We start from the raw sequence: 22,244 nt of genomic DNA, 5'->3' as shown, positions 1-22,244 counted from the left end.
CGTTGCCGTACCTTCCGATCGGAGGAGCCGTCGATGGACGCCGTATCCCAGGTGCCCGAACCCCGCAACGAGCCGGTGCACACCTACGCGCCGGGGACCCCCGAACGCGCCCGGCTGCAGAAGCGGCTGGGCGAACTGGCCGCCGAGCGCCTCGACCTGACGATGACCATCGACGGGCAGCAACGTATGGGTGGCGGCGACGCGATCGACGTCGTCCAGCCGCACAAGCACTCGCATGTGCTGGGAGTCACCCACAATGCCACCAACGCCGATGCGGTGGCGGCGGTGACGGCCGCGAAGAAAGCGGCCCCACTTTGGCGTGATATGTCGTTCGACGACCGGGCCGCGATCTTCCTGAAGGCCGCGGATCTGCTCGCCGGGCCGTGGCGGGACACCCTCAACGGCGCCACCATGCTGGGCCAGTCGAAGACGGTGCAGCAGGCGGAGATCGACTCGGCCTGCGAGCTGATCGACTTCCTGCGCTTCAACGTGCAGTTCGGCCGCAGGCTGCTGGCCGAGCAGCCGGTCTCGTCGCCCGGCGTGTGGAACCGCTTCGACCACCGCCCGCTGGAGGGCTTCGTCTACGCGATCACGCCGTTCAACTTCACCGCGATCGCGGGCAACCTGCCGGCCACCCCGGCGCTCATGGGCAACACCGTGGTCTGGAAGCCGGCCCACACGCAGCAGTTCTCGGCGCACTTCGTGATGCGGCTGTTCGAGGAGGCGGGCCTGCCGCCGGGTGTGATCAACATGGTCACCGGCGACGGCCTGGCCGTCTCCGAGGTCGCCCTGGCCGACCCGGACCTGGCCGGCATCCACTTCACCGGCTCGACCAAGGTCTTCCAGCACCTGTGGAAGCAGGTCGGCGACAACATCGCCGGCTACCGCTCCTACCCGCGCATCGTGGGCGAGACGGGCGGCAAGGACTTCATCGTGGCGCACATGTCGGCCGATCCGGCCGCGCTGGTCACCGCGATGGTCCGGGGCGCCTTCGAGTACCAGGGGCAGAAGTGCTCCGCCGCGTCGCGGGCGTACGTGCCGCGCTCGCTGTGGGAGTCGGGCGTGCGCGACCAGCTGGTCGCCGACACCGAGTCGCTGACCTACGGCGACGTCACCGACTTCCGCAACTTCGGCGGCGCGGTGATCGACGGCCGCTCGTTCGCCCGGCTGTCGGCCGCGATCGAGAAGGCGAAGGCGTCGGAGGCCTGCGAGATCGTCGCGGGCGGGACCGTGGACGACAGCGAGGGCTTCTTCGTCTCGCCGACCGTGATCGTCTGCTCCGACCCGGCCAACGAGGTCTTCACCACGGAGTACTTCGGGCCGATCCTGGCCGTGCACGTGTTCGACGACGCCGACTTCGAGTCCGTGGTCAAGCAGGCCGAGGGCGTCGCGCCGTACGCGCTGACCGGTGCGATCTTCGCGCAGGACCGGCGGGCGCTGGAGTGGATGAGCCACCAGCTGCGCTTCGCGGCCGGGAACTTCTACCTCAACGACAAGCCGACCGGTGCCGTCGTCGGCCAGCAGCCCTTCGGCGGCGGCCGGGCCTCCGGCACCAACGACAAGGCCGGCTCGTGGCACAACCTGATCCGCTGGATGTCGCCGCGGACCATCAAGGAGACGTTCGTCCCGCCGACGGACCACCGCTACCCGCACATGGACACCGACCACCCGCGTCCGTAGCCCCTCCTGCCTCGGTCTAGGAGTGGTGGCCCCGTTTCCGGGCCGCCACTCCTAGATCATTTTGCGGGGGGTACGGGGTGGGGCGCAGTTTCGGTGAGGAAGGCGGGCGGCTGACGTACGGCAGCTACCTGCGGGTGCCGCAGCTGCTCGCGCAGCAGGTGCGGATGGCCGGACCCGAGGCGCACGACGAGCTGCTGTTCATCACCATCCATCAGGCATACGAGCTGTGGTTCAAGCTGCTGCTGCACGAGCTGGAGGATGCCCGGGACCGGATGCTGGCGGGGGAGGGCTACCTGCCCCGGGTCCGGCTGGAGCGCTGCCACGTGGTGGAGCAGCTGCTGGTGCAGCAGGTGGACGTGATCGACACGATGACGCCGCAGGACTTCCTCGCCTTCCGCACCGTGCTGGCCCCGGCGTCGGGTTTCCAGTCGGCCCAGTTCCGGGAGATCGAGTTCATCTCGGGGCTCAAGGACCCGGCCTTCCTGGACCGGCTGCGCGGGCTGGAGCGGGGCGAGGAGCAGCGGCTGCGGCGCCGGCTGGCCGAGCCGACGCTGTGGGACGGCTACCTGGCGCTGCTCCAGGCGCAAGGCTTCGCGACCGAGCCAGCCGACGCGCTGACCGCCTCCCTGGTCGCGATCGCGCACGACCGGGAGCGCCACGGCGTGCTGTGGGACCTCGCCGAGGCGCTGCTCGCCCACGACCAGGCGTGCGCACTGTGGCGGGCCCGGCACGTGCTGATGGCCGAGCGCCAGATCGGCACCAAGACCGGCACCGGCGGCTCCGCGGGCAGCCCTTACCTGCGGTCGCGGCTCGAGGCGCGGTTCTACCCGGCCCTCTGGCACCTGCGGGCCGTCCTCTGAGCGCGGCGGGCCGGGCGGAGGTGTGATCGCCATCTCATGTCGATAGGTGTGGTTGGACGCGAGGTTCGGACCCGAAGCAACGATCATCCTCCCTCGGGCAGAGATTTTGTCCCTTTTGTGGCGCCGATGGGTGTTGAGCGGCGCAAGATCGTGTCGCGCCGGAAGGGAGGAATGGGGCGACACGCCGGGGAGGGGGATATCGGGCGGTTTGTGCTATCCCGTCACCCAGGCCTTCCCGGGCATGAAACGGACATATTCCTGTCTGATCAGACAGTCGGGACCGGACTGTCCGGCGCGGAATGTGCACTGTGGATGGGCGGATATCCTGGACAGAAGGCTGTTGAAGTGGCAGCGTTGAGTCATGGCAGAGGTAGGAATCAACGCTACCGCAGCAGCCGTGCTCGGTCTGCTGCACGATGGGCCCATGACGGGCGGTCAGCTGATGGCCGCGGCCGAGCGCCGGCTCAGCCCGTACTGGTCGATGACCCGGTCCCAGGTCTACCGCGAACTGCCGGTCCTGGCCGAGCTCGGCTACGTCAAGCTCGGCAAGCCCGGCCCGCGGGCGAGCCAGCCGTACGCGATCACCGCGTCCGGCAAGCGCGCCTTCGCCCGCTGGCTGAACGAGGAACCCGGCCGCGAGCTGGTGCGCAACCCGTACGCGCTGCGCGTCGCGTTCGGATCCACGCACGCGACCAACCAGTTCGACACCTTGCTCAACAGCGCCAACTCGCACCACTCGGAGGCGCTCGCGGAGGCCCGCGAGCAGGCCAAGGAGGCCAAGAAGGAAGGCGACGACTTCACCGCCGCCGGGCTGGAGTTCGCCGTCGCCTACCACAAGGCCGCGCTGAACTGGCTGAAGACGGCCATCGCCAAGTGAGCGCTCGGCGCTAGGCGAGGTGCGGTCGCCCCTCCTCCAGCGCGGAACGCAGCGCGGCCGCGGCGGCAGCCGTCGCGCCCAGCGCGTCCAGTGCGAACAGGCCCGCTCCCACCACCGGCGGCTGTGCGAGCACGGTCAGCCGGGCCCTCGACGAGTGGGCCTTCACCCCCGCGTACACGGCATCTTCCAGCAGCGGATGCCGGGCGCGCAGCACACCACCGCCGAGGACCACGGCATAGGGCGTTCCGCTCAGCCCTAGCCGGTCCGCGGCGACCGTCACCAAGGCCGTGATCTCGGTCGCCTGTCGCGCCACCACGCGCCGGGCGACCTCGTCCTGCTGCCCGGCGACGGCGAACAGCACCTCGCTCAGCTCGATCATCCGGTCCTGGCTCAGGCTGCCCAGGTGCAGCCCGGTGATCACGTCGGCGACCCGGGCCTGCCCGAAGTGCGCGGCGACCGCCGGGGCGAGCGCCGTGGCCGGGCCGCGGCCGTCCTCGGCCCGCGCCGCGTGCCACATCGCCATCGAGGCCAGGTGCAGCCCGCCGCCCCAGTCCCCGGAGATGGGGCCCAGCGCCGGGAACCGGGCGGTGCGCCCGTCCGCGGCGCGGCCCACGCAGTTGATGCCCGCCCCGCACACCACGGCGACCGCGTCGGGGCTGTCCGTGCCCGCCCGCAGCAGCGCGAAGGTGTCGTTGTCGAGCCGGTACGACTCGGCCCAGCCGGTCCCGGCGACGGCCTTGGCCGCCGCGTCGACCTCCTCGGGCAGGTCGAGACCGGACAGGTAGACCTCGGCGCGCTCGATCGGCACGGACCGGGGCATCTCGGCCTGCCGCAGCGCCGCGCCGACCAGCCGGTCCAGCAGCGCGACGGCGGTGTCCAGGCCGATCACCTGTGGGCAGGAGCCGGGCCCGCGCACGTATCCGTGCACCCGGCCCGCCGAGTCGGCGAGCACCACGTCGGTTTTGGAGTTGCCGCCGTCGATCGCCAGGAACAGTTCAGCCGGGCTCATGCCTTCTCCTCGCCGCGGGATCCCGTCACTTCACGCACGCCGCTCACCGGGCCCAGGGCAGGTGCGCGGCGTTGGCGGCCAGCAGGCCGTCCGTGAGCGAGGCAGCGTATTCGTGCTGGCCGACCAGCGGGTGCGCCAGCAGCGCGGCGTAGACGCGGTCGCGCCCGCCGTGCACCGCGGCCCGCACCGCCAGCTCCTCGTACGCCGCGACACCGGCGATCAGGCCGGACAGCTCGGGGCCGACCGGCGCGGCCGCGACCGGTGCCGCGCCGTCGCGGTCCACCCGGGCGCTGACCTCGATCACCGCCTCGTCGGGCAGGAACGGCAGGTGGCCGTCGTTGCGCAGGTTCACCGCGTGCACCGCGCCGTCCCCGGCGACCAGGGAGGTGATCAGCCCGACCGCCGCCTCGGAGTAGAACGCGCCGCCGCGCTGGCCGAGCAGCTCCGGCTTGGTGGTCAGGGCCGGGTCGGCGTACATCGCCAGCAGCTTCTCCTCGATCTCGGCCACCTTCTGGCCGCGGGTGGGCGCGTCGCGCTCCTCGCGCACCACCAGGTCGTGGGAGTAGAAGTAGCGCAGGTAGTAGGACGGGACCGCGCCGAGCAGGGTCAGCACCTCGCGGGGCAGCTGCACCTGGCCGGCCAGCGCGTCCAGGTGCCCGGCGAGCAGCTCGGGCAGCCGGTCGACGCCGTCGACGTACGCGGCGCGCTCCCAGGTGAGGTGGTTCAGCCCGACGTGGTCGAGGGTGACCGCGCCGGGGTCGACGCCGAGCAGCGCGGCGAACCGGCGCTGGAAGCCGATGGCCACATTGCACAGGCCGACCGCGCGGTGGCCCGCGTCGAGCAGCGCCCGGGTGACGATGCCGACCGGGTTGGTGAAGTCGACGATCCAGGCGCCGGGCGCGGCCAGCCGCGCCGCCCGCTCGGCCACGTCCAGCACCACCGGCACCGTGCGCAGCGCCTTGGCCAGCCCGCCCGCGCCGGTGGTCTCCTGCCCCACGCAACCGCACTCCAGCGGGAACGTCTCGTCGCTGATCCGGGCCGCCTGCCCGCCGATCCGCAGCTGCACCACCACCACGGAGGCGTCGGTCAGGCCCGCGTCGAGGTCGGTGGTCCAGGTCAGCGTGCCGGGGTGGCCGTGGTGCGCCAGCAGCCGCCGGGCGTACGGCCCGATCACGTCCAGCCGCGGCCCGGCCGGGTCGATCAGGCACAGCTCGGTGACGTCCAGGCTGCCGGCGAGCCGGGCGAACCCGTCCACCAGCTCGGGGGTGTAGGTGGAACCGCCACCCACGACTGCGATCTTCATCGGTGCTCTCTCTGTCGGTGCTCTCGGTACGTGGAGCCCGCCCGGCGGCGCGGCTGCGGCGGGCTCCTCGGGGGTCACGCGGTGGTCAGGCGGGGGTCAGCGCGTAACGCAGCGAGTCGATCAGGGACTCGCGCACCGAGCGCAGGCCCGCGTCCATGGCGCCGAGCAGCACCGCGTCGTCGGTGAGCGAGGTCACCTCGACCGGGGTGCGCAGCGGGGTGTTGCGGTGGAAGGCCTCGGTGACCAGGTCACGCAGCACCTGCCCGCCGGCCTGGGCCAGCTCCCCGGCCAGCACCACCAGCGGCGGGTCCACCAGCGCGGCGACCACGGCCAGCACCACCGCGATGCGGTCGGCCAGCGCGCTGAGGAAGGCGTCCGCCTCCGGATCGCCCGCCCGGGCCACCGCCTCGGCGATCATCTCCTCGGCGGTGGCCCCGCGGAAGCCGTACGTCGCCGCGAGCGCCGCCACGGCCGGGCCGCCCGCCAGGCCCTGCAGATCCCGGGGCTGGCCGGGGGCGGCCAGCCCGACCGGCACGTAGCCGATCTCGCCGGCCCCGCCGGTGGCGCCGCGCAGCAGCGAGGTGCCGAGGTCGATGGCGCAGCCCAGGCCCGCGCCGAGCCAGAGCAGGGCGAAGCTGCCGGAGCCCGCGGCGACCCCGCGGTGGCGCTCGGCGATGGCGGCCAGGTTGACGTCGTTGTCGGCGTCGACCGTGACGTCCAGCGCCGCGGCCAGCTCGGGGACCAGGCCCGGCCGGCTCCAGCCCGCGACGTCGATGTGCCGGATCGTGCCGGTGCCGGGGTCGTACGAGCCGGGCACGCCGAGTTGCAGGTGGGTGAGCCGCTCGGCCTGGATGCCGGCGCGCTCGCGCAGGTCGGCGATGATCGCGCGCACGGTGGCGACCGGGTCGCCCGCGGCCGGGTCGGCCGGATACTCCGCGCGGGCCAGCACGGCGCCGGTCAGATCGCACAGGGCGGCGTCGAACGGGGCGTGTAGTGTCTCGGACACGTCCCGTACCGAGACGGCCACCACCAGTGCCGCCGCCGGGTTGACCGCGTACACCTCCGCGTTGGGACCCGGCCCGCCGCTGGTGTGGCCGACGACCGTGGCCAGCCCCGCCTCCGTCAGCGTGCGCAGCACGTCGGACGTGGTGGGCTTGGACAGCCCGGTCAGCTCCCGCAGTTCCCCGCGGGTGAGCGTGCCCCGGTCGATGAGCAGCGCCATGGTCGCGCTCTCGTTCATGGCCCGGAGCAGCTTGGACGATCCGGCGAGCCGTGCCACGCGTTCTCCTCCATAATAGGAAAGTAGATTAACTATTGTGGCGGACCGGCCCGGCTGTCAAGTCAGGGTGCCGCCCCGGTAAGTCGGTCGCCGTTACCACTAGTCTGGTTGTGTGACTGCCGACTACGCCGATCAGCTCAAGTCCCTCGACGCGACCATGCGCAACATCGAGACCGTGCTCGACCTGTCCCGGCTGCGCCGCGACAAGGAGCAGCTGGAGCAGGCCGCCTCGGCTCCCGACCTGTGGGACGACCAGGCCAAGGCGCAGGAGGTCACCTCCAGGCTGTCGTATGTCAGCAGCGAGATCAACAAGCTCACGAAGCTGCGCGGACGGATCGACGACGCCGGAGTGCTGCTGGAGCTGGCCGAGGCCGAGGGCGACGCGTCCTCCATGGCGGAGGTGTCGGCCGAGCTGGCCGATCTGGCCAAGGCGATCGACGAGCTGGAGGTGCGCACCCTGCTCTCCGGCGAGTACGACTCCCGCGAGGCGCTGGTCGCCATCCGGGCCGGTGCGGGCGGCGTGGACGCCGCGGACTTCGCCGAGATGCTGCTGCGCATGTACCTGCGCTGGGCCGAGCGGCACGGCTACACGACCGAGGTCTACGACACCTCGTACGCCGAGGAGGCGGGCCTGAAGTCGGCGACCTTCGCGGTGAAGGCGCCGTACGCCTACGGCACGCTGTCGGTCGAGTCCGGCACGCACCGCCTGGTCCGCATCAGCCCGTTCGACAACCAGGGCCGCCGCCAGACCAGCTTCGCGGGCGTCGAGGTGCTGCCGGTGGTGGAGCAGACCGACCACATCGACATCCCTGAGAACGAGATGCGGGTCGACGTCTTCCGCTCCAGCGGCCCCGGCGGCCAGAGCGTCAACACCACCGACTCGGCGGTGCGCATCACGCACATCCCGACCGGCATCGTGGTGTCCTGCCAGAACGAGAAGTCGCAGCTGCAGAACAAGGCGTCCGCGCTGCGGGTGCTCCAGGCGCGCCTCCTGGAGCGCAAGCGCCAGGAGGAGCGGGCCAAGCTGGAGGGCCTGAAGACGGACGCGGCCGGTTCGTGGGGCGACCAGATGCGCTCGTACGTGCTGCACCCGTACCAGATGGTCAAGGATCTGCGCACCGAGTTCGAGACGGGCAACCCGAACGCGGTCTTCGACGGCGAGATCGACAGCTTCGTCGAGGCCGGCATCCGCTGGCGCAAGCAGCAGCAGCTCGAGGCCGCCGCGTAGCCGTCCGGCCGCCGGTCGTGACGCCCTCGCCCCATCCGTGGCGGGGGCGTCGTCCTGTCGGTGGATGGCATCGCCCTGGCGGGTGAGATGACTACTGTCCGTGAAAGTTGATCACGGTGTGGTCACCGAATTTTCTAGGAACATTCGCGGCAATACCGTCATCTCAACCCCTGCGGGCTTGGCGAATCCGCGACACCGCGTAGACTCTCCGCCGTGATTCGACTTGAGCACGTGACCAAGACCTACCCGAAGGCGTCCCGGCCCTCACTGGACGACGTGTCGGTCTCGATCGAGAAGGGCGATTTCGTCTTCTTCATCGGTCCGTCCGGCTCAGGCAAGTCCAGCATCGTCAAGCTGATGCTGCACGAGATCAAGCCCAGCAAGGGCAAGGTCTTCGTGAACAACAAGGAGATCAGCTCGCTGCGGTCGTGGAAGATTCCCAGCTTCCGCCGCTCCATCGGCTGCGTCTTCCAGGACTTCCGCCTGCTGCCGAACAAGACGGCATACGAGAACGTCGCGTTCGCGCTCGAGGTCATCGGCAAGTCCAAGGCGGTCGCCCGCCGGGTCGTGCCCGAGGTGCTGGAGCTGGTCGGCCTGGGTGGCAAGGAGCACCGCTACCCGCACGAGCTCTCCGGTGGCGAGCAGCAGCGTGTCGCGGTGGCGCGCGCGTTCGTGAACCGGCCGCTGATCCTGCTGGCGGACGAGCCCACGGGTAACCTCGACCCCGACACCTCCATCGAGATCATGCGCCTGCTGGACCGGATCAACCGGACCGGCACGACCGTCGTCATGGTCACCCACGACTCGAACATCGTGAACCAGATGCGCCGCCGCGTCATCGAGATCGAGGGCGGCCGGATCGTCCGCGACCAGGCCCGTGGCGTCTACGGCTGAGCCGTAACCGACCCCTGAGCCCCCAAGTCCTGACGACCTGACCGTCTCCCCGGAGGATTCCCCCCGATGCGTGCGAAGTATGTCCTGGCCGAAGTGCTGGTCGGGCTGTGGCGCAACGTCACGATGACCGTAGCCATGATCATCACCATGATCGTGTCACTCTCCATGCTCGGTGCGAGCCTGCTGATGTACCTGCAGGTCAACGAGATGAAGGGGCACTACTACGAGCAGGTCGAGGTCTCGATCTACCTGGACAAGTCGATCAACGACGAGCAGCGGTCCGCGATCAAGTCGCAGCTCGACGCCGACGACAAGGTGAAGAGCGTCATCTACGAGACCCAGGAGATGGCGTACGAGAACTTCAAGAACCAGTTCCGGGACGCCCCCGACCTGGTCAGCGCCATCGGCCCGACCGAGCTGCCCGAGTCGTTCCGGGTCGCGCTGAAGGACCCGCAGCAGTTCGAGCAGATCCGCGGCGCGTACGCCGACCTCGAGGGCGTCGACACCGTCGTGGACCAGCAGAAGCTGCTCCAGAAGATCTTCGACATCCTCGGCTCGGTGCAGAACCTGTCGCTGGTCGTCGCCGGCGCCATGGGCATCGCCGCGCTGCTGCTGGTCGCCAACACCATCCAGGTCGCGGCGTACAGCAAGCGCCGCGAGGTCGCGGTCATGAAGCTGGTCGGCGCGTCGAACTGGTTCATCCAGGCGCCGTTCGTGCTGGAGGCGGTCTTCGCCGCGCTGCTCGGCTCGATCCTGGCGTGGGTGATGCTGGTCATCGGCAAGGTCGTGCTGATCGACCAGAAGCTGGCCGCGCTGACGGACCTGCTGCTGCCGGTCAGCTGGGGCAACGTCAACCTGATGCTGCCGGTGCTGGCGGGTATCGGCTCGCTGGTCGCGGCCGTCACCGGCTGGATCACGCTGCGCTTCTACATCCGCGTCTAGTCGCGGCACCCCGTGCGCGACGGCCCGTCCCTGCTCAGGGGCGGGCCGTCACTTTTCTGCGCCGATCATGGTTGATGTCGGGTTTGGGTAGAATAAGGCTGTATGTCGGCAGTAGGGTGATCGGGACAGGCGAGCCGCAGGAGGTCCCGTGCGCCGGCAACTCGTACACCTGGTGGTGGTCCTGCTGACCGTGCTCGCGGCCGGCCTGCCCGCACAGGCCGCGCCCGACGACGTCAAGCAGGACAAGAAGCGCATCGACGCCGAGCTGGCCAAGACCGGCGCGCTGCTGGAAGCCGTCTCGGCGAAGGCCCGCACGGCCGCCGCCGAGCTGTCCCAGGCCGAGCAGGCCATGCCCGCCGCGCAGCAGCGCATCGTCACGACCCGGGCCGCCGTCACCGTCGCCGAGACCAAGGCCGCCACCGCCCAGCGCCGCGCCGACAAGGCCACCGCCGCCTGGGCCGTCACCGACCAGCGCTACCAGGCCGCCGTACGCCAGGTCGCCGAGGGACGCGAGCGGATGGCCCGCTTCGCCGTCGCCACCCTGCACGGGGCCGGGCTCGCCGAGCTCAACACGCTGCTGGCCGCCACCCGGCCCAAGGAGCTGCTCGACCGCAGCAGCTACATCAGCCAGCTCGGCCAGATCCGCCGCCAGGCCATCGACGGCTACGTCACCGCCCGCCGCGAGGCCAAGGAGGTGACCAGCGCGGCCGAGCTGATCCGGCGCGAGGCCGACGACGCGGCCCGCGCCGCCCGCGCCGCGCTGCTCGCCGCCGAGCAGGCCCGCAAGGACGCCGAGCGGGCACAGCGGGATCTCGTCGCGCTCACCGAGCGCCGGGAGAAGGCGCTGGCCGCGGCGCGCGAGGAGAAGGAGGACGTCAAGCGCCGCTATGCGGAGGTCAAGGAGCAGAGCGAGCGCATCGCGCAGGAGCTGCGAGTCTGGGAGGAGCAGTACGGCAAGTGGGTGCCGGTGCTGCGGCCCGGAGCCAAGTTCCTGATGCCGACCAAGGGCTGGAAGTCCAGCGACTTCGGCAACCGCTTCGACCCCTACTACGGGGTGTGGCAGCTGCACGCCGGGGTCGACATCGCGGCCGGCGGCGGCCAGCCGATCTACGCGGCGGCCGGCGGCACCGTCAGCAGCGCCGGCTGGCTCGGCGGGTACGGCAACTACACGTGCGTCACGCACGGCCGCTCCGGCGGCAAGGTGATCTCCACCTGCTACGCCCACCAGTCCAAGATCCTGGTGAAGAACGGCGACAAGGTGCGCGGCGGCCAGCTCATCGGCCGGGTCGGCACCACCGGCGCCTCCACCGGCTACCACCTGCACTTCGAGGTCCGCCGCAACGGCACCCCCGTCCAGCCCCTGGACTGGCTGCCGGGCTGCCTCTGTTAGACCCGCGACGTCTATCTCGATCGCGATGCGGGACCCGGGGTCGGTAGCATTGTCGGGTTCGGTGATCGAGGAGAGGAGGGCCGTCATGCCGCGGGAGAAGGGGCGCAAGGTCATCGCGTCCAACCGCAAGGCGTACCACGACTACACCATCCTCGAGACGTTCGAGGCCGGCATCGCCCTGATGGGCACCGAGGTGAAGTCGCTGCGCGCGGGGCGCGCGTCGCTGGTCGACGCGTTCGGCCAGGAGCGCGACGGCGAGATCTACCTGCACCAGCTGCACATCCCGGAGTACGCCATGGGCACGTGGACCAACCACGCCCCGCGGCGCACCCGCAAGCTGCTGCTCAAGCACAAGGAGATCGTGCAGCTGCTCACCAAGACCCGCGAGGGCGGACTGACCATGGTGCCGCTGTCCATGTACTTCAAGGACGGCTGGGCCAAGGTCGAGCTGGGGCTGGCCAAGGGCAAGAAGACCTACGACAAGCGGCAGGACATCGCCAAGCGTGACTCGGACCGCGAGATCCAGCGTGAGCTGGGCCGCCGCGCGAAGGGGATCCGCTGACGGGCGTCCGCCCGGCCGGTTGCAGTCGGATGGCCGATCGCGCACGGGTGACCCGTGCCGGTAGCCTCGCCGAACGTGAGCAAGCATCGGCTTCGTGAGGACGACGAGACCACCCTGCTGCCCCGTGCGGTCGAGGAGCCGGCGGTCGAGGAGCCGGGGGTCGAGGACGACCCGCAGCGGCCCTCCCGGCGCGCGCCGGTCGTGATCGCGATCGTGACCACCGGGCTGCTGCTGTCCGGCGCGGCGGCGTGGGCGCTGGCCAAGCCCGCCCCGACCAAGCCGACGGTGGCCCTGCCCGACGTCCTGGCGTCGACGCCGGGCGCCGGGTTCGTGGACGGCTTCGGGGTGGTCACGCCGAGCCCGACCCAGCTCGCCTCGGTTGCCCCGGCCCAGCCGCCGGCGAGTCCCACGGCCACGTCCGGCGCGTCGCCCCTGGCCAGCCCCAGCGTGGCCGCGCCGAGTCCGTCGCGTGCCACCGTCGGCGCGCCGCCCCCGGGCGCACCGCCGCCGGGAGGATCCTCGGTCGCCGCGGTGTACGACGCCGACACCTGGCCGGGCGGCTACGTGGTCAGCGTGCAGGTGCGCAACACGGGCAGCGAGCCGCTGCAGTGGACGGTGCGGATCCAGCTGCCGGCGGGCACGACCGTGAGCGGCGACTGGGAGGCCGACCGTGCCACGCAGGACGGCGGGTGGGTGTTCACCCCGGACCGGGGACCGCTCGCGCCGGGCGCGACGTACGTCTTCGGGTTCATCGGCCAGCGCGGCTCGAGCGCTGATTTCACGGTGACCTGCACGGTGAACGGGACGGCATGCCAGGCCGCCTGACAGGAGCCTTAAACCGGCCCTAAAGCCAGCGGCGCATCGGCCACAACCGCTCTATATTCGGGCCGTGACCGTGCTGCGGCTCGAGGTGACGCTCCCGTTCCCGGTGGAGCTGGTCTGGCAGGCGCTGACGGACCAGCAGCTGCTCACCGAGTGGTTCCTGCGGACCGATCTGCGGCCCGAGCCGGGTGGTGTCTTCCGCGCGTTCCCCACGCCCGGCATCCCCGGGTTCACGGTGCCGTTCGAGATGGACGTGATCGAGGCGGTCCGGCCGGCTCGGCTCGTCCTGCGCTGGCGCGGCGAGGAGCTGCACTCCGATGTGGTCTGGGAGCTGGCGGCCGACGGCACGGGCTGCCTGCTGCGGGTGAGCCAGACGGGTTTCCTCGGCATCGCGGGCGACGAGCGCCGCGCCGAGTTGCGGCAGGCGTACGAGCTGATGTTCGAGCAGCGGCTGCCCGAGCTGCTGGAGTGGCTGGACGAGGTACAGCCGGCACCGCCGGTGTCGGTGCCGGTCGGGCCGCCCGTCTTCGCGCCGGGCCGCGAGCCGGAGCCGTTCGAGGATCCGTCCCCGAGGCACGGCCTGCTGCGCCGCCTCGGCGGCATGCCGGGGGACCGCCGCCTGCGCCTGCTCTCCGTCGGGGGCGCGATGGTGCTCACCGTGCTGGCCGTCACCGCGCTGACCACCCTGCTGCTGCGTACGCCCGGCCCGTCGGCCGGGGCGCCGGGTCGTGGTCCCGGCGGTGGGGTGCAGGCGGGCGATCCGGCCGTGTCCACGTCGTCCGCGGCACCGGCGTCACCCATGGCTTCGGTGTCGCCCACGCCCCCGGCGGGGGTCCCGGTGCCGTCCGCGAGCGCCCTGCCGCCGCCCAGCGCCCTGCCGTCGCCCGCCACCGGGACCGGTGAGACCGGGGTGAAGACGGTCCCCGGCCTGTCGGTCTCCTACCGGACGGTGGAGTCGTTCACCGGCGGCTACATCGGCGAGATCACCATCCGGCCGGGTCCGGGCGGGCTGACGGGCTGGACCGCCACCGTGGACCTCCCGGCGGAGGCGCGGGTCACCAGCGCCTGGGACCGGATCGACTTCCGGCAGGGCGGCGGGCGGGTCACGTTCATCCCGCAGCAGGTGCACCGCAGGCTCCCGGCGGACCAGGACTTCACGTTCGCGTTCCAGGTCGGGGACCAGTCCGGGGCGACCCGGCCCGAAGGCTGTGCGGTGAACGGCACGCCCTGCTCCTGACGGGCAGCCGACACCCGTCCGGTGTGCATGGTCGAATTCGGGGCTGCCGCCGCCGTCGCGCCGACCCTATAGTCGGTCCGTGACCGAGCTGCGACTCGACGTCGATCTTCCCCATCCCCGCGCTCGGGTTTGGCGCGCGCTCACCGAGCAGCGGCTGCTGCGCGAGTGGTTCGTGCCGACGGATCTCGCCCCGCATCCGGGGGAGACGTTCCGCGCGTTCCCGCCGCCCGGGCTGGCCGGGCTGGCCACGCCGTTCGACCTCGACGTGGTGGAGGTGACGGCGCAGCGGCGCATGGCGATGCACTGGCGCGACGACCACACCCACACCGAGGTGACCTGGGAGCTGGCCGATCACGAGCAGGGCACCCGGCTGACCCTGCTGCAGGCGGGCTTCTTCGGGGTGGACGGCACCCGGCGCCGCCGGGAGCTGCGCCGGTCATACCAGTTCATGTTCGGCGAGCAGCTGCCGCTGACCCTGGACCGGCTGGCCACCGGCGAGGTGGATCTGGGCGGCGTGGTGGCCGACCTGCACACGGCCATCCCGCGGCGGCGCGAGGCGGTCCCGCTCGACGAGCCGCCGGCGGCGGCCGAGGGCGGCTCCCGGCGGATGCGGCTGCTCTCGCTGGCCGGTGCCGTGGTGCTGGTGGTGCTGGTGAGCACGGCCGCCGCGGTCATGATCGGCGGCGGCGCGGACCCCGGGCCGGACACCGAGGCCGCGCACGGCCTCGACTCCGGCGTGCAGGCGGCGGCGACCGTGCCCGCCGCGACCGGATCGGGTACGCCGCAGCCGGGCCTCTCCGGCGGGACGGCCTCGCCGGGTGCCACGCCGCTGGTGAGCGGCACGCCGCTGCCGGAGGCGACCGGGTCGGCCGGGGCGGGGGCGCCGCTGGCCGCGTCGTACAAGACGGTCGCGCTGCTCGGCCTGGGCGGCTTCGACACCGAGGTGACCGTGCGCAACGCGGGCGCCGCCGCCGTGGACCGCTGGACCGTGGTGCTGACCATGCCGGCCGTCAAGACCGTGGAGAACCGCTCCCCGGCGGTGGTCGGCATGGCGCAGTCGGGCGCCGAGGTCACCGTCACACCGCTGGCGTCCCTGGCCGCGGACGGCTCGGTGACCTTCACCATCCGCTTCCCGGCGCTGCTGGCGCTGGGCCAGTCGATCACCGCGTGCACCGTCGACGGGATCGCCTGTACGGGGCGTTGACCGATACCGGAATGACTTCGCCGCGCCCGAGCGTTACTCTTTATGAGCGCGGTGATCGCCACCGCGAGTGCGTTCGCGCACGACGAGGGGGTGACAGGTTTCGACATCGTACGTTGAGGCAGGAGAAGCGAGCCGAGGAAGCCGACGTTGTCTCGATAATCATCGTCGGAAAACCATAAGCGCCAACACTTACGTGAAGCGCGACCTCGCTCTCGCCGCCTGAGGCGAGTAGCAGGTCTGTCGGTCTGGGAGTGCCTACGGCCCATGTACCGGCATCAGTTAGTAGGCTGGCCGATTCAGTCCCGTCGCGGGGCTGCTGAGGCGAGATCAATCGCGACTGGGCCCGTCACACCGTCTCGCTCACGTGATCGGTGGGGCCGAGTAGAGGCATAGTGAGCTGCGCTCGGAGAAGCCCTGGCAATGCGGCGATGGACCCGGGTTCGATTCCCGGCACCTCCACCTACCGAAGGCCCCGATCCCGACCTGGGATCGGGGCCTTCGTCATGACCAGGCCTTTCCTGCCTCGGTGACCGACTGAACGACCGTTCAAACCTGGGCGAAACTATGGACATCGGACCCCGGCGGCGTGACCATCGAACGCAAGGACGTTTCGCGGTCCCGGGGGTGACGTATGGCCACCGATCCAATGGACGAGTTGTCGAACACCGTGCTCGGCCCCGCCGGCCGACTCGGCGACGTGATCGCCGACGCGCCACGGCTGACACACCGCGTGCAGGCGCTGGAGTCCGACCGGCGGGCGCTGCTCGACGCGGTGACCTCCCGCCCGGCGGACCGGCACAGCGAGGAGGCGCTGGCGCGCAAGCTGTCCGCCTACCGCCAGCGCAGCGCCGACGTCCTCTACCAGGCGTACGGCGTCGACCTCGGCGGGGAAACCTGAGCCCCGCGCGCCGCGTCTGACCGGCATGGCTTCCGCATCCGGTCCCTCGCGGCGTGCCGCGACGGCTACCCCCATCCGCCGGCTCCTGCTGCTGGCGCTGCTGCCCGCCCTGCTCGCCACGGGCTGCGGCCGGCCCGCCGGTGACGCCGCGGGCCCCGGCGCCACCACCGCACCCGCCGCCGCGGCCGCCGCCTTCGAGCGCCGCGCCGCCCAGGTCGCGCAGCAGTGGCGCGACTCCGGCCTCACCACCGCCTGGCGCGAGGGCTTCGTGCCGCTGGCGCCGCTCACCATCGAGCCCGAACGGGGCTACCCCGACGACACGACGAAGATCGCCGCCTCCGCCGGGTGGTACCGGCTGAGCACCACACTGCCGAAGCAGGCCGGGAACGGCACGATCGCCTTCCCTGACGGCAGCGACCTCCCGGTGCCGGTGGTCAGCGCGGACGCGGCGTACCGGGCGCTCGCCCACGGCGGGCAGCCGCAGTGCGACCCCGCGCCCGCGCCAAGCTCCACCACCGGCACCGACGGGTCGGTCTCCGCGCCGGCCGGTCCGTGCGGCGTGCTGACCGTCACAGGGGTGAAGCTCGGCACGGCCCAGCTGCGCACCAGCCGAGGTCTGGCCACGGTGCCCGCATGGATCTTCACGGTCAAGGAGCTGCCCGATCCGATGGTGCGCGTGGCGGTGGCGCCGGAGGCGGTCCGGCCGCTGCCCGAGCTGCCCGTGTCGCCGGTGCCGCAGGAGCAGGACTTCCTGCTGGTGGCGACGCAGACGCTGGACCGGGTCGAGGAGCGGACCGTCGCCTACCGGGTCGGCGTCGGCGCCTGCGACAAGGACATCGCGCCGCTGGTCTGGGAGTCGGCCGACGTGGTCGTCATCGGCGGCAGCGCCAGCCCTCCGGACGGCGACCGCGCCTGCGTGGCGATGCTGAAGTTCGCCCCCGTCGAGGTGACCCTGACCGGCCCGCTTGCCGACCGCGTCATCCTCGACGCGGTCACCGGCCAGCCCGTCACCAAGACCATGCCCTGACCCGCCACCCCTGGTGGTGAAGATCGCGGTCTCGTGTCGCGATGTGGGGTCGCGGTGGTGAAGATCGCGGTCTCGTGTCGGAAGCTCTGGTCAGAGCGCAGATCTTGACACGAGACAGCGATCTTGACGGCGGGGGCGCTGGTCAGTGGGTGTGGTGGTAGGTGGTGAGCCAGGTGGCCAGGGTGCGGGCGCAGGCGTCGACGGACTGGGCCCAGCTTTGGAAGGCGGTGTCGTCGGCCTCGTCGCTGACGTGCTTGATCATGCGGACGGGCACGCCGTGCTCGGCGGCCGCCGCCGCGACCGCGTACCCCTCCATGTCCACCAGCCCGGCGTGCTCGGCCAGGGCGGCGCGCAGCGCGGGGTCGGAGACGAAGACGTCGCCGGTGGCCAGCACCGGACCGGACCCGGCCAGATCCAGGGGCGCGCCGAAGGTGCGGCCGGTCAGCGCCTGGATCGTCGCCGAGTCGAAGTCGTGCTGGATCACCCGGCTGATCTCGTGCGTGCCGGCCAGCCCCGGGCGCAGCGCCCCGGCCGTGCCCAGGTTCAGGATCTCGCGCGGCAGCGGGCCTGCCGCCAGCACCCGGGTCACCGCGAGCGCCGCGTGCACCTTGCCCACGCCGGTCAGCAGCACCGGGTGATCCGTGCGCAGATGCGCCGCCTCCTCCGGCAGCGCCACGACGATCAGCGGCCGGTCGGGGGTCACGGTGCCGGTGAGTTTCATGCCGGGAAGTGTAGGCGGCGTGTCGGGTTGGTCTCAGACCGTGCGGCGCAAGCAGGTCAGCGCGGTCGGGTTCACCGAGACGGGGAACTTTGGCGCAGTTGCCGCGCGGAGACCCTGACCGTGCCGCCTCCGGACGGATAGGGTGCCAGACATGGCGTCGGGAGAGCCGCACATAACGCGGCACGACAAGGCGGGGAAGGGCACGGGGCGGGACGCGGTGGAGTCACTGACCGGGCACCTGCTGGTTGCCCTGCCCTCGCTGCGAGACCCCAATTTCGAACGTACGGTCGTCTTCGTCCTGGCCCACGAGGCGGACGGGGCGCTCGGGGTGGTGCTGAACAGGCCCACCGAGGCGGTGGTCGGGGACATCCTGCCCGGCTGGGAGCCGCTGCTGCGGGAGCCCGGAGTGCTGTTCGAGGGCGGCCCGGTCGGCACCGACTCGGCGATCTGCGTGGCCCGTGCCCGCGCGGGCGTGGCCGGGTTCGTCGGCTTCAGCCGGGTGATGGGCCAGATCGGCACCGTGGACCTCAGCCGTGATCCGGCCCGCATCGGCCAGCGGCTGGAGTGCGTGCGGGTCTACCACGGCTACGCCGGCTGGGGCGCCGGGCAGCTGGAGCAGGAGATCGAGGAGAACGCCTGGCTGGTGTTCGAGGCCCTGCCCAGCGACCCGTTCCGCACCCAGCCCGAGGAGCTGTGGTCCCTGGTCCTGCGCCGCCAGGGCGGCATGACCGCCGCCGTGGCCAACTACCCCCCGGACGTCTCCCTCAACTGACCCGTCCACCTCCTGGTCGATCATGAACTCAAGTTCATGATCGACCGGCGTGGCGGGTGCACAACCTCCTGGTCAACTCGCCGGGATACCCGTTTTTGCGAGGGGCCCGGGGCCGTGTACTATTTCGCAGGTGCCCGGGACACGGAAACGTCAAACGGGGACTTACCAGTAACAAGGGGCCGTGGCGCAGCTGGTAGCGCACCACACTGGCAGTGTGGGGGTCAGGGGTTCGAGTCCCCTCGGCTCCACCGAAGAAACGCCCAGGTCAACGACCTGGGCGTTTCGCTTTGTCCGGAGCTCGACCGCTCCGGCGCTGAAGATCGCTGTCTCGTGTCAGAACCTGCGGTGGGGCCACACTTTCTGACACGAACCCGCGATCAGGTGCGGCGGCCAGGGGCGGGGCCGCCGCGGCCGGCACACGTCAGTGCGAGATGGTCAGGTTGACCCGGGACACGATGCTCTTGACCTCGCCGCGCCCGTTCAGGCAGTTGATGAGGTCGACGCCGGATCCGACGAACACCTGGTTGACGTTGCTGCCCAGGAAGAGGCCGGCGGTCACGGTGCCGTTGAAGGTCACCACGAGGCTGGAGCCGGACAGCGACGCCGTGCGCACGGCGCTGACCGTGGTGGTCTGGCCGGTGTTCCAGGTGATGGTGAAGTTGACGTTCAGCGTGCCGAGGACCATGGTGCAGTCGTCGAACATCGTGATCGTCTTGCTCTCCTTGCCGGCGACCAGGTTGGGCCAGCGCGGCGCCCGGCAGGGCTCGTACTTGGTGGCGCGAGACACGACCGTGAGCTGGTTCACCAGCGTCAGCGGCGGGCTGAACGTGATGACGTTGGTGCTGTTGGGCGACGTGCAGGTGACGTCGATGACCGCGGCTTCGGCGGGGGCGGCCGCGATGAGGGTGCCGCCGATCGCCAGGATGGCGGTGACGGCGGCGCGGGCGAGTCGGACCACGAGGGCCTCCGGTGTCGGGGACGGACGGGGACGGAGATCACCGAATGTGACTCTTCGGCGATCGCCGATATACTAAGCGTGGCCATAGATCGATAGAGTGTCAGATATCAATGTCCGCCCCGGGCTTGAAACAATCTATTAACATCGATACATTGTGAGCTTCTGGCACAGCTCACGGGCTCGCTGGTGGGGCCGAGCACGCGGCGGCGCGAGGTCGGGGAGCACCCTCCCCGACCCCGCGCCGCCGCCGTACGGGCCCGCCCGTTCAGTTCAGGTGCACCGGATGCAGCCACTCCAGCACGCGCATCGCCGACATGCCCAGCCCGGACGGCAGCGGCACCGCCGGCGCGTGCGGCAGGCCCAGGCCGGGGCTGCGCTGCGCCAGCGAGGCGGCCGAGTAGCGCACGCACTGCTGGTGCCAGCGCAGGATGCCCGACATCCAGTCCTTCAGGTGGTCCGCGTACGCGCCGAGCTGCCCGCGCATCTCGTCGTCCAGGCCAAGCTGTCGGCACATCGCGGGCAGCTCGACCGCGACGGTGTGCTCGAACTGCCGCATGCGCTCGGTCATCAGCTTCGCGACCACGTCCCGGGCGGCGAGCCGGTCGCAGCCGAGGAACCGTTCCACCACGAACACCATGTTGTGGATCTCGTCCTCGTACTCGATCTCCTTCTGGTACGAGAACACGTCGTTGGTGAAGCAGGCGTAGTCCTGCGCGGCGTGCTCCAGCTGCTGCATCACCCGGTGCTCGTACACCTCGTCGGGCACCTGCCCGGCGTGGGCGAGCCGGGCCAGGCCCATGGTCAGGTCCGAGCCGAAGGTGGCCCGGCGCATCTCCACGTAGTCCACCGGATCGGGCACCCGGTTCTGGATCTGATTGGCCAGCTCCCACAGCCACGACGCGGTCATGTCCTCGACCGCCTTACGGAAACGGGCCCGCGCGGCCGGCGCCATCGGCCCCGCCGTGCGCCGCCACAGGTCCGCCAGGCCCCGTTCCAGCGGGTTCAGCGGCTCCGGCAGCGCCGTGCCGTCCAGGGGCAGGAACAGCGACAGCCGGGCGTTCTGTGCCTTCGCGCCGAGGAAGTCGCGGCCGCGGCCGTACTGCACCGGGAACAGGTCGTCGCCGTAGGTGCCCCAGGCGAGCCAGTCCGACGACAGCTCGACCTGCTCCGGCGTGCCGTGGGCGTGGATCATCGCGGCGCAGTGGGCGAAGTCGAAGCCGGCCAGCGCGCGCTCGTCCCACAGCCCGTGCACGCCGGTGCCGGGCACCGGATCGAAGAAGCCCATCGCCCGGCCCCAGGCCACCACGTGCCGCCGCGCGCGGGCCAGGTGCGGGCTGGCGTGCGGCCGGTACGGCATGTGGAAAGCGGGCAGCGGCAGGTGGCCGGAGCGCCGCGCCAGCGGCACGTGCGCGTACTGGCCGAGCAGCGTCGCCACCCCCGGGGCCAGCGGCCCGGTCCCGGCCCGCTCCTCGATCTTCTGGTAGCGGCTGGACCGGGCGTGCCACTCGTGCCCGCCGGCCTGCCAGTCCTGCAGGCCCTTGGCGTACAGGCTCACCGCGAGCTGCTCCGGCGGGGTGGCCGCGTGCTCGGCGAACATCAGCGGCAGCTCGGTCAGCACCGTGTTCTCGAACTGGTGCAGCCGCGAGGTGAGCAGCTCGCCGACCAGGTCCGCGGCGCGCTGCGGCGGCACCTCCAGGAAGCGCTCCAGCACCAGCACCGCGTTGGAGTTCTCGCCCTCCTGGGCCACCTCACGCTGGTACGAGAACAGGTCGTTGCGCAGGTGCACCGCGTCGGAGAAGGTGTCGCGCAGCACCCGCAGCGGGCGCCGCCCGGCCAGCCGGTCCGGCAGCTCGGCGCCGCAGGCGTACTCGACAAGGTTGGCCGACCAGGGGGCGCCGCCCACCCGCCGCCGCATCTCGATGTACTCGATCGGGTTGGCGACCCGGTGCCGGGAGATGTTCTCCAGCTCCCACATGGACTCGACCATGAGGTTGTGGGTGCTGGTGACGAAGCGCCGCCGCCAGCCGTCGGACATGTGCGGGACGGTGCGCGCCCACAGGTCGGCCAGTCCCGCCTCGGCCGGGTTGCCCGGCTCGGGCGGTGTCTGCCCCGGCTCGGTCATGAACAGTTCCAGCCGGTCCAGGTACTCCTGCGCCCCCGTGAGGTCGCGGTCGTACTTGAAGGACTCGAGGAAGTGGTCGTCGAAGAAGAAGACCCACACGTACCAGTCGGTGACCAGGTCCAGCGTCGGGGAGTCGCAGTCGGGATGGGTGTACGCGCACATCAGCGCGTAGTCGTGCTTGCTCAGTTTCTCCTGGTCCCACACCGGTTCCCCGGACGGGCCGGGGGCGTCGAGCATGCCCATGGCGCGGGCCCACTCGTTGGAGTGGTCCCGGGCGTGCTGCTCGTGCGGATTGAGCCGAGCCGGGTGGGGCAGGTAGAAATCGGGCAGGGTGAACGCTTGCATCACCGTCTCCTGACGTGTTACCTGGCGATGACGTGCAGTTTCGTGGTGCCGCGGCTGCTGACGACGGTACAGCGATTCGCCCGTTTTGAGTAGATTGCAGAAATCATCCTGATC

The 22,244-nt window shown here is 71.3% G+C and carries 20 protein-coding genes, 1 tRNA gene and 1 other RNA gene; 16 read left to right on the top strand and 6 right to left on the bottom strand.

The annotated features are described in order from the left end of the window. Positions 1-33: 33 nt before the first annotated feature. The 3 genes from pruA (at position 34) to CS0771_RS02085 (ending at position 3,417) form a co-directional block, all read left to right on the top strand. A complete protein-coding gene (pruA, locus tag CS0771_RS02095) occupies positions 34-1,680 on the top strand; it encodes an L-glutamate gamma-semialdehyde dehydrogenase (RefSeq protein ID WP_212839540.1) in 1,647 nt (548 codons plus the stop codon). 77 nt (positions 1,681-1,757) lie between these two features. Next, complete coding sequence (locus tag CS0771_RS02090) at positions 1,758-2,540, top strand: tryptophan 2,3-dioxygenase (protein WP_244870548.1); 783 nt, start codon at positions 1,758-1,760, stop codon at positions 2,538-2,540. A 361-nt stretch (positions 2,541-2,901) separates the two neighbouring features. Continuing rightward, on the top strand, positions 2,902-3,417 hold the full coding sequence (locus CS0771_RS02085) for a PadR family transcriptional regulator (protein WP_203753441.1): 516 nt from the start codon (positions 2,902-2,904) through the stop codon (positions 3,415-3,417). A 10-nt stretch (positions 3,418-3,427) separates the two neighbouring features. Here the strand turns inward: CS0771_RS02085 and CS0771_RS02080 are convergent, their stop codons facing one another. From CS0771_RS02080 to CS0771_RS02070, 3 genes are all read right to left on the bottom strand, one after another. After that, a complete protein-coding gene (locus CS0771_RS02080; protein WP_212839539.1) occupies positions 3,428-4,426 on the bottom strand; it encodes an N-acetylglucosamine kinase in 999 nt (332 codons plus the stop codon). 43 nt (positions 4,427-4,469) lie between these two features. After that, positions 4,470-5,729 (bottom strand): 6-phospho-beta-glucosidase, encoded by a 1,260-nt coding sequence (locus CS0771_RS02075; RefSeq protein WP_212839538.1) that lies wholly within the window; start codon positions 5,727-5,729, stop codon positions 4,470-4,472. An 85-nt stretch (positions 5,730-5,814) separates the two neighbouring features. Continuing rightward, the gene (locus CS0771_RS02070; protein WP_212839537.1) at positions 5,815-7,008 is read right to left on the bottom strand and encodes an ROK family transcriptional regulator; all 1,194 of its coding nucleotides are present in this window, start codon (positions 7,006-7,008) and stop codon (positions 5,815-5,817) included. Between the two features lie 112 nt (positions 7,009-7,120). Here CS0771_RS02070 and prfB point away from each other — a divergent pair, with 112 nt between their 5' ends. From prfB to CS0771_RS02015, 11 genes are all read left to right on the top strand, one after another. Next, a complete protein-coding gene (gene prfB, locus CS0771_RS02065) occupies positions 7,121-8,236 on the top strand; it encodes a peptide chain release factor 2 (protein ID WP_256442785.1) in 1,116 nt (371 codons plus the stop codon). Between the two features lie 213 nt (positions 8,237-8,449). Further along, on the top strand, positions 8,450-9,130 hold the full coding sequence (gene ftsE / locus CS0771_RS02060; RefSeq protein WP_203753450.1) for a cell division ATP-binding protein FtsE: 681 nt from the start codon (positions 8,450-8,452) through the stop codon (positions 9,128-9,130). A 66-nt stretch (positions 9,131-9,196) separates the two neighbouring features. After that, positions 9,197-10,072 (top strand): permease-like cell division protein FtsX, encoded by an 876-nt coding sequence (gene ftsX, locus CS0771_RS02055; RefSeq protein WP_212839536.1) that lies wholly within the window; start codon positions 9,197-9,199, stop codon positions 10,070-10,072. 148 nt (positions 10,073-10,220) lie between these two features. Further along, the gene (locus CS0771_RS39350) at positions 10,221-11,462 is read left to right on the top strand and encodes a M23 family metallopeptidase (protein ID WP_212839535.1); all 1,242 of its coding nucleotides are present in this window, start codon (positions 10,221-10,223) and stop codon (positions 11,460-11,462) included. A gap of 85 nt (positions 11,463-11,547) precedes the next feature. Beyond that, on the top strand, positions 11,548-12,024 hold the full coding sequence (gene smpB, locus CS0771_RS02045) for an SsrA-binding protein SmpB (RefSeq protein ID WP_203753458.1): 477 nt from the start codon (positions 11,548-11,550) through the stop codon (positions 12,022-12,024). A 75-nt stretch (positions 12,025-12,099) separates the two neighbouring features. Beyond that, the gene (locus CS0771_RS02040) at positions 12,100-12,849 is read left to right on the top strand and encodes a cellulose binding domain-containing protein (protein ID WP_212839534.1); all 750 of its coding nucleotides are present in this window, start codon (positions 12,100-12,102) and stop codon (positions 12,847-12,849) included. A gap of 64 nt (positions 12,850-12,913) precedes the next feature. Continuing rightward, positions 12,914-14,083 carry an SRPBCC domain-containing protein gene (locus tag CS0771_RS02035; RefSeq protein ID WP_212839533.1) on the top strand — a complete coding sequence of 390 codons (1,170 nt, stop codon included), beginning with the start codon at positions 12,914-12,916 and terminating at the stop codon, positions 14,081-14,083. A 79-nt stretch (positions 14,084-14,162) separates the two neighbouring features. Then, positions 14,163-15,287 carry an SRPBCC domain-containing protein gene (locus tag CS0771_RS02030; RefSeq protein ID WP_212839532.1) on the top strand — a complete coding sequence of 375 codons (1,125 nt, stop codon included), beginning with the start codon at positions 14,163-14,165 and terminating at the stop codon, positions 15,285-15,287. A gap of 86 nt (positions 15,288-15,373) precedes the next feature. Beyond that, positions 15,374-15,749, top strand: a transfer-messenger RNA (tmRNA) gene (gene ssrA / locus CS0771_RS02025). Positions 15,750-15,918: 169 nt separating this feature from the next. Then, positions 15,919-16,185, top strand: a complete 267-nt coding sequence (locus CS0771_RS02020) for a hypothetical protein (RefSeq protein ID WP_203753471.1) — start codon at positions 15,919-15,921, stop codon at positions 16,183-16,185. Between the two features lie 25 nt (positions 16,186-16,210). Beyond that, on the top strand, positions 16,211-17,212 hold the full coding sequence (locus tag CS0771_RS02015; protein ID WP_212839531.1) for a hypothetical protein: 1,002 nt from the start codon (positions 16,211-16,213) through the stop codon (positions 17,210-17,212). A 142-nt stretch (positions 17,213-17,354) separates the two neighbouring features. On the opposite strand, the gene CS0771_RS02010 is transcribed toward CS0771_RS02015, so the two are convergent. Then, on the bottom strand, positions 17,355-17,933 hold the full coding sequence (locus tag CS0771_RS02010) for a nucleosidase (RefSeq protein WP_212839530.1): 579 nt from the start codon (positions 17,931-17,933) through the stop codon (positions 17,355-17,357). 151 nt (positions 17,934-18,084) lie between these two features. On the opposite strand from CS0771_RS02010, the gene CS0771_RS02005 reads away from it, so the two are divergent. Together CS0771_RS02005 and CS0771_RS02000 are read left to right on the top strand one after the other, a co-directional pair. Continuing rightward, positions 18,085-18,705 carry a YqgE/AlgH family protein gene (locus CS0771_RS02005; RefSeq protein WP_203753479.1) on the top strand — a complete coding sequence of 207 codons (621 nt, stop codon included), beginning with the start codon at positions 18,085-18,087 and terminating at the stop codon, positions 18,703-18,705. A 175-nt stretch (positions 18,706-18,880) separates the two neighbouring features. After that, positions 18,881-18,953 (top strand) — tRNA-Ala (locus tag CS0771_RS02000). A gap of 173 nt (positions 18,954-19,126) precedes the next feature. On the opposite strand, the gene CS0771_RS01995 is transcribed toward CS0771_RS02000, so the two are convergent. Both CS0771_RS01995 and CS0771_RS01990 read right to left on the bottom strand, forming a co-directional pair. Then, positions 19,127-19,663: a hypothetical protein gene (locus CS0771_RS01995; protein WP_212839529.1), complete on the bottom strand. Its 537-nt coding sequence runs from the start codon at positions 19,661-19,663 to the stop codon at positions 19,127-19,129. A 265-nt stretch (positions 19,664-19,928) separates the two neighbouring features. Further along, positions 19,929-22,130 carry a germacradienol/geosmin synthase gene (locus CS0771_RS01990; protein WP_212839528.1) on the bottom strand — a complete coding sequence of 734 codons (2,202 nt, stop codon included), beginning with the start codon at positions 22,128-22,130 and terminating at the stop codon, positions 19,929-19,931. Between the last annotated feature and the right edge of the window lie 114 nt (positions 22,131-22,244).

Origin of the sequence: Catellatospora sp. IY07-71, assembly GCF_018326265.1 — a bacterium.
In the GTDB taxonomy this organism is placed as follows: domain Bacteria; phylum Actinomycetota; class Actinomycetes; order Mycobacteriales; family Micromonosporaceae; genus Catellatospora.
The sequence above is the reverse complement of the archived record's forward strand: the minus strand, read 5'-3'. Positions and strand labels throughout refer to the sequence as shown.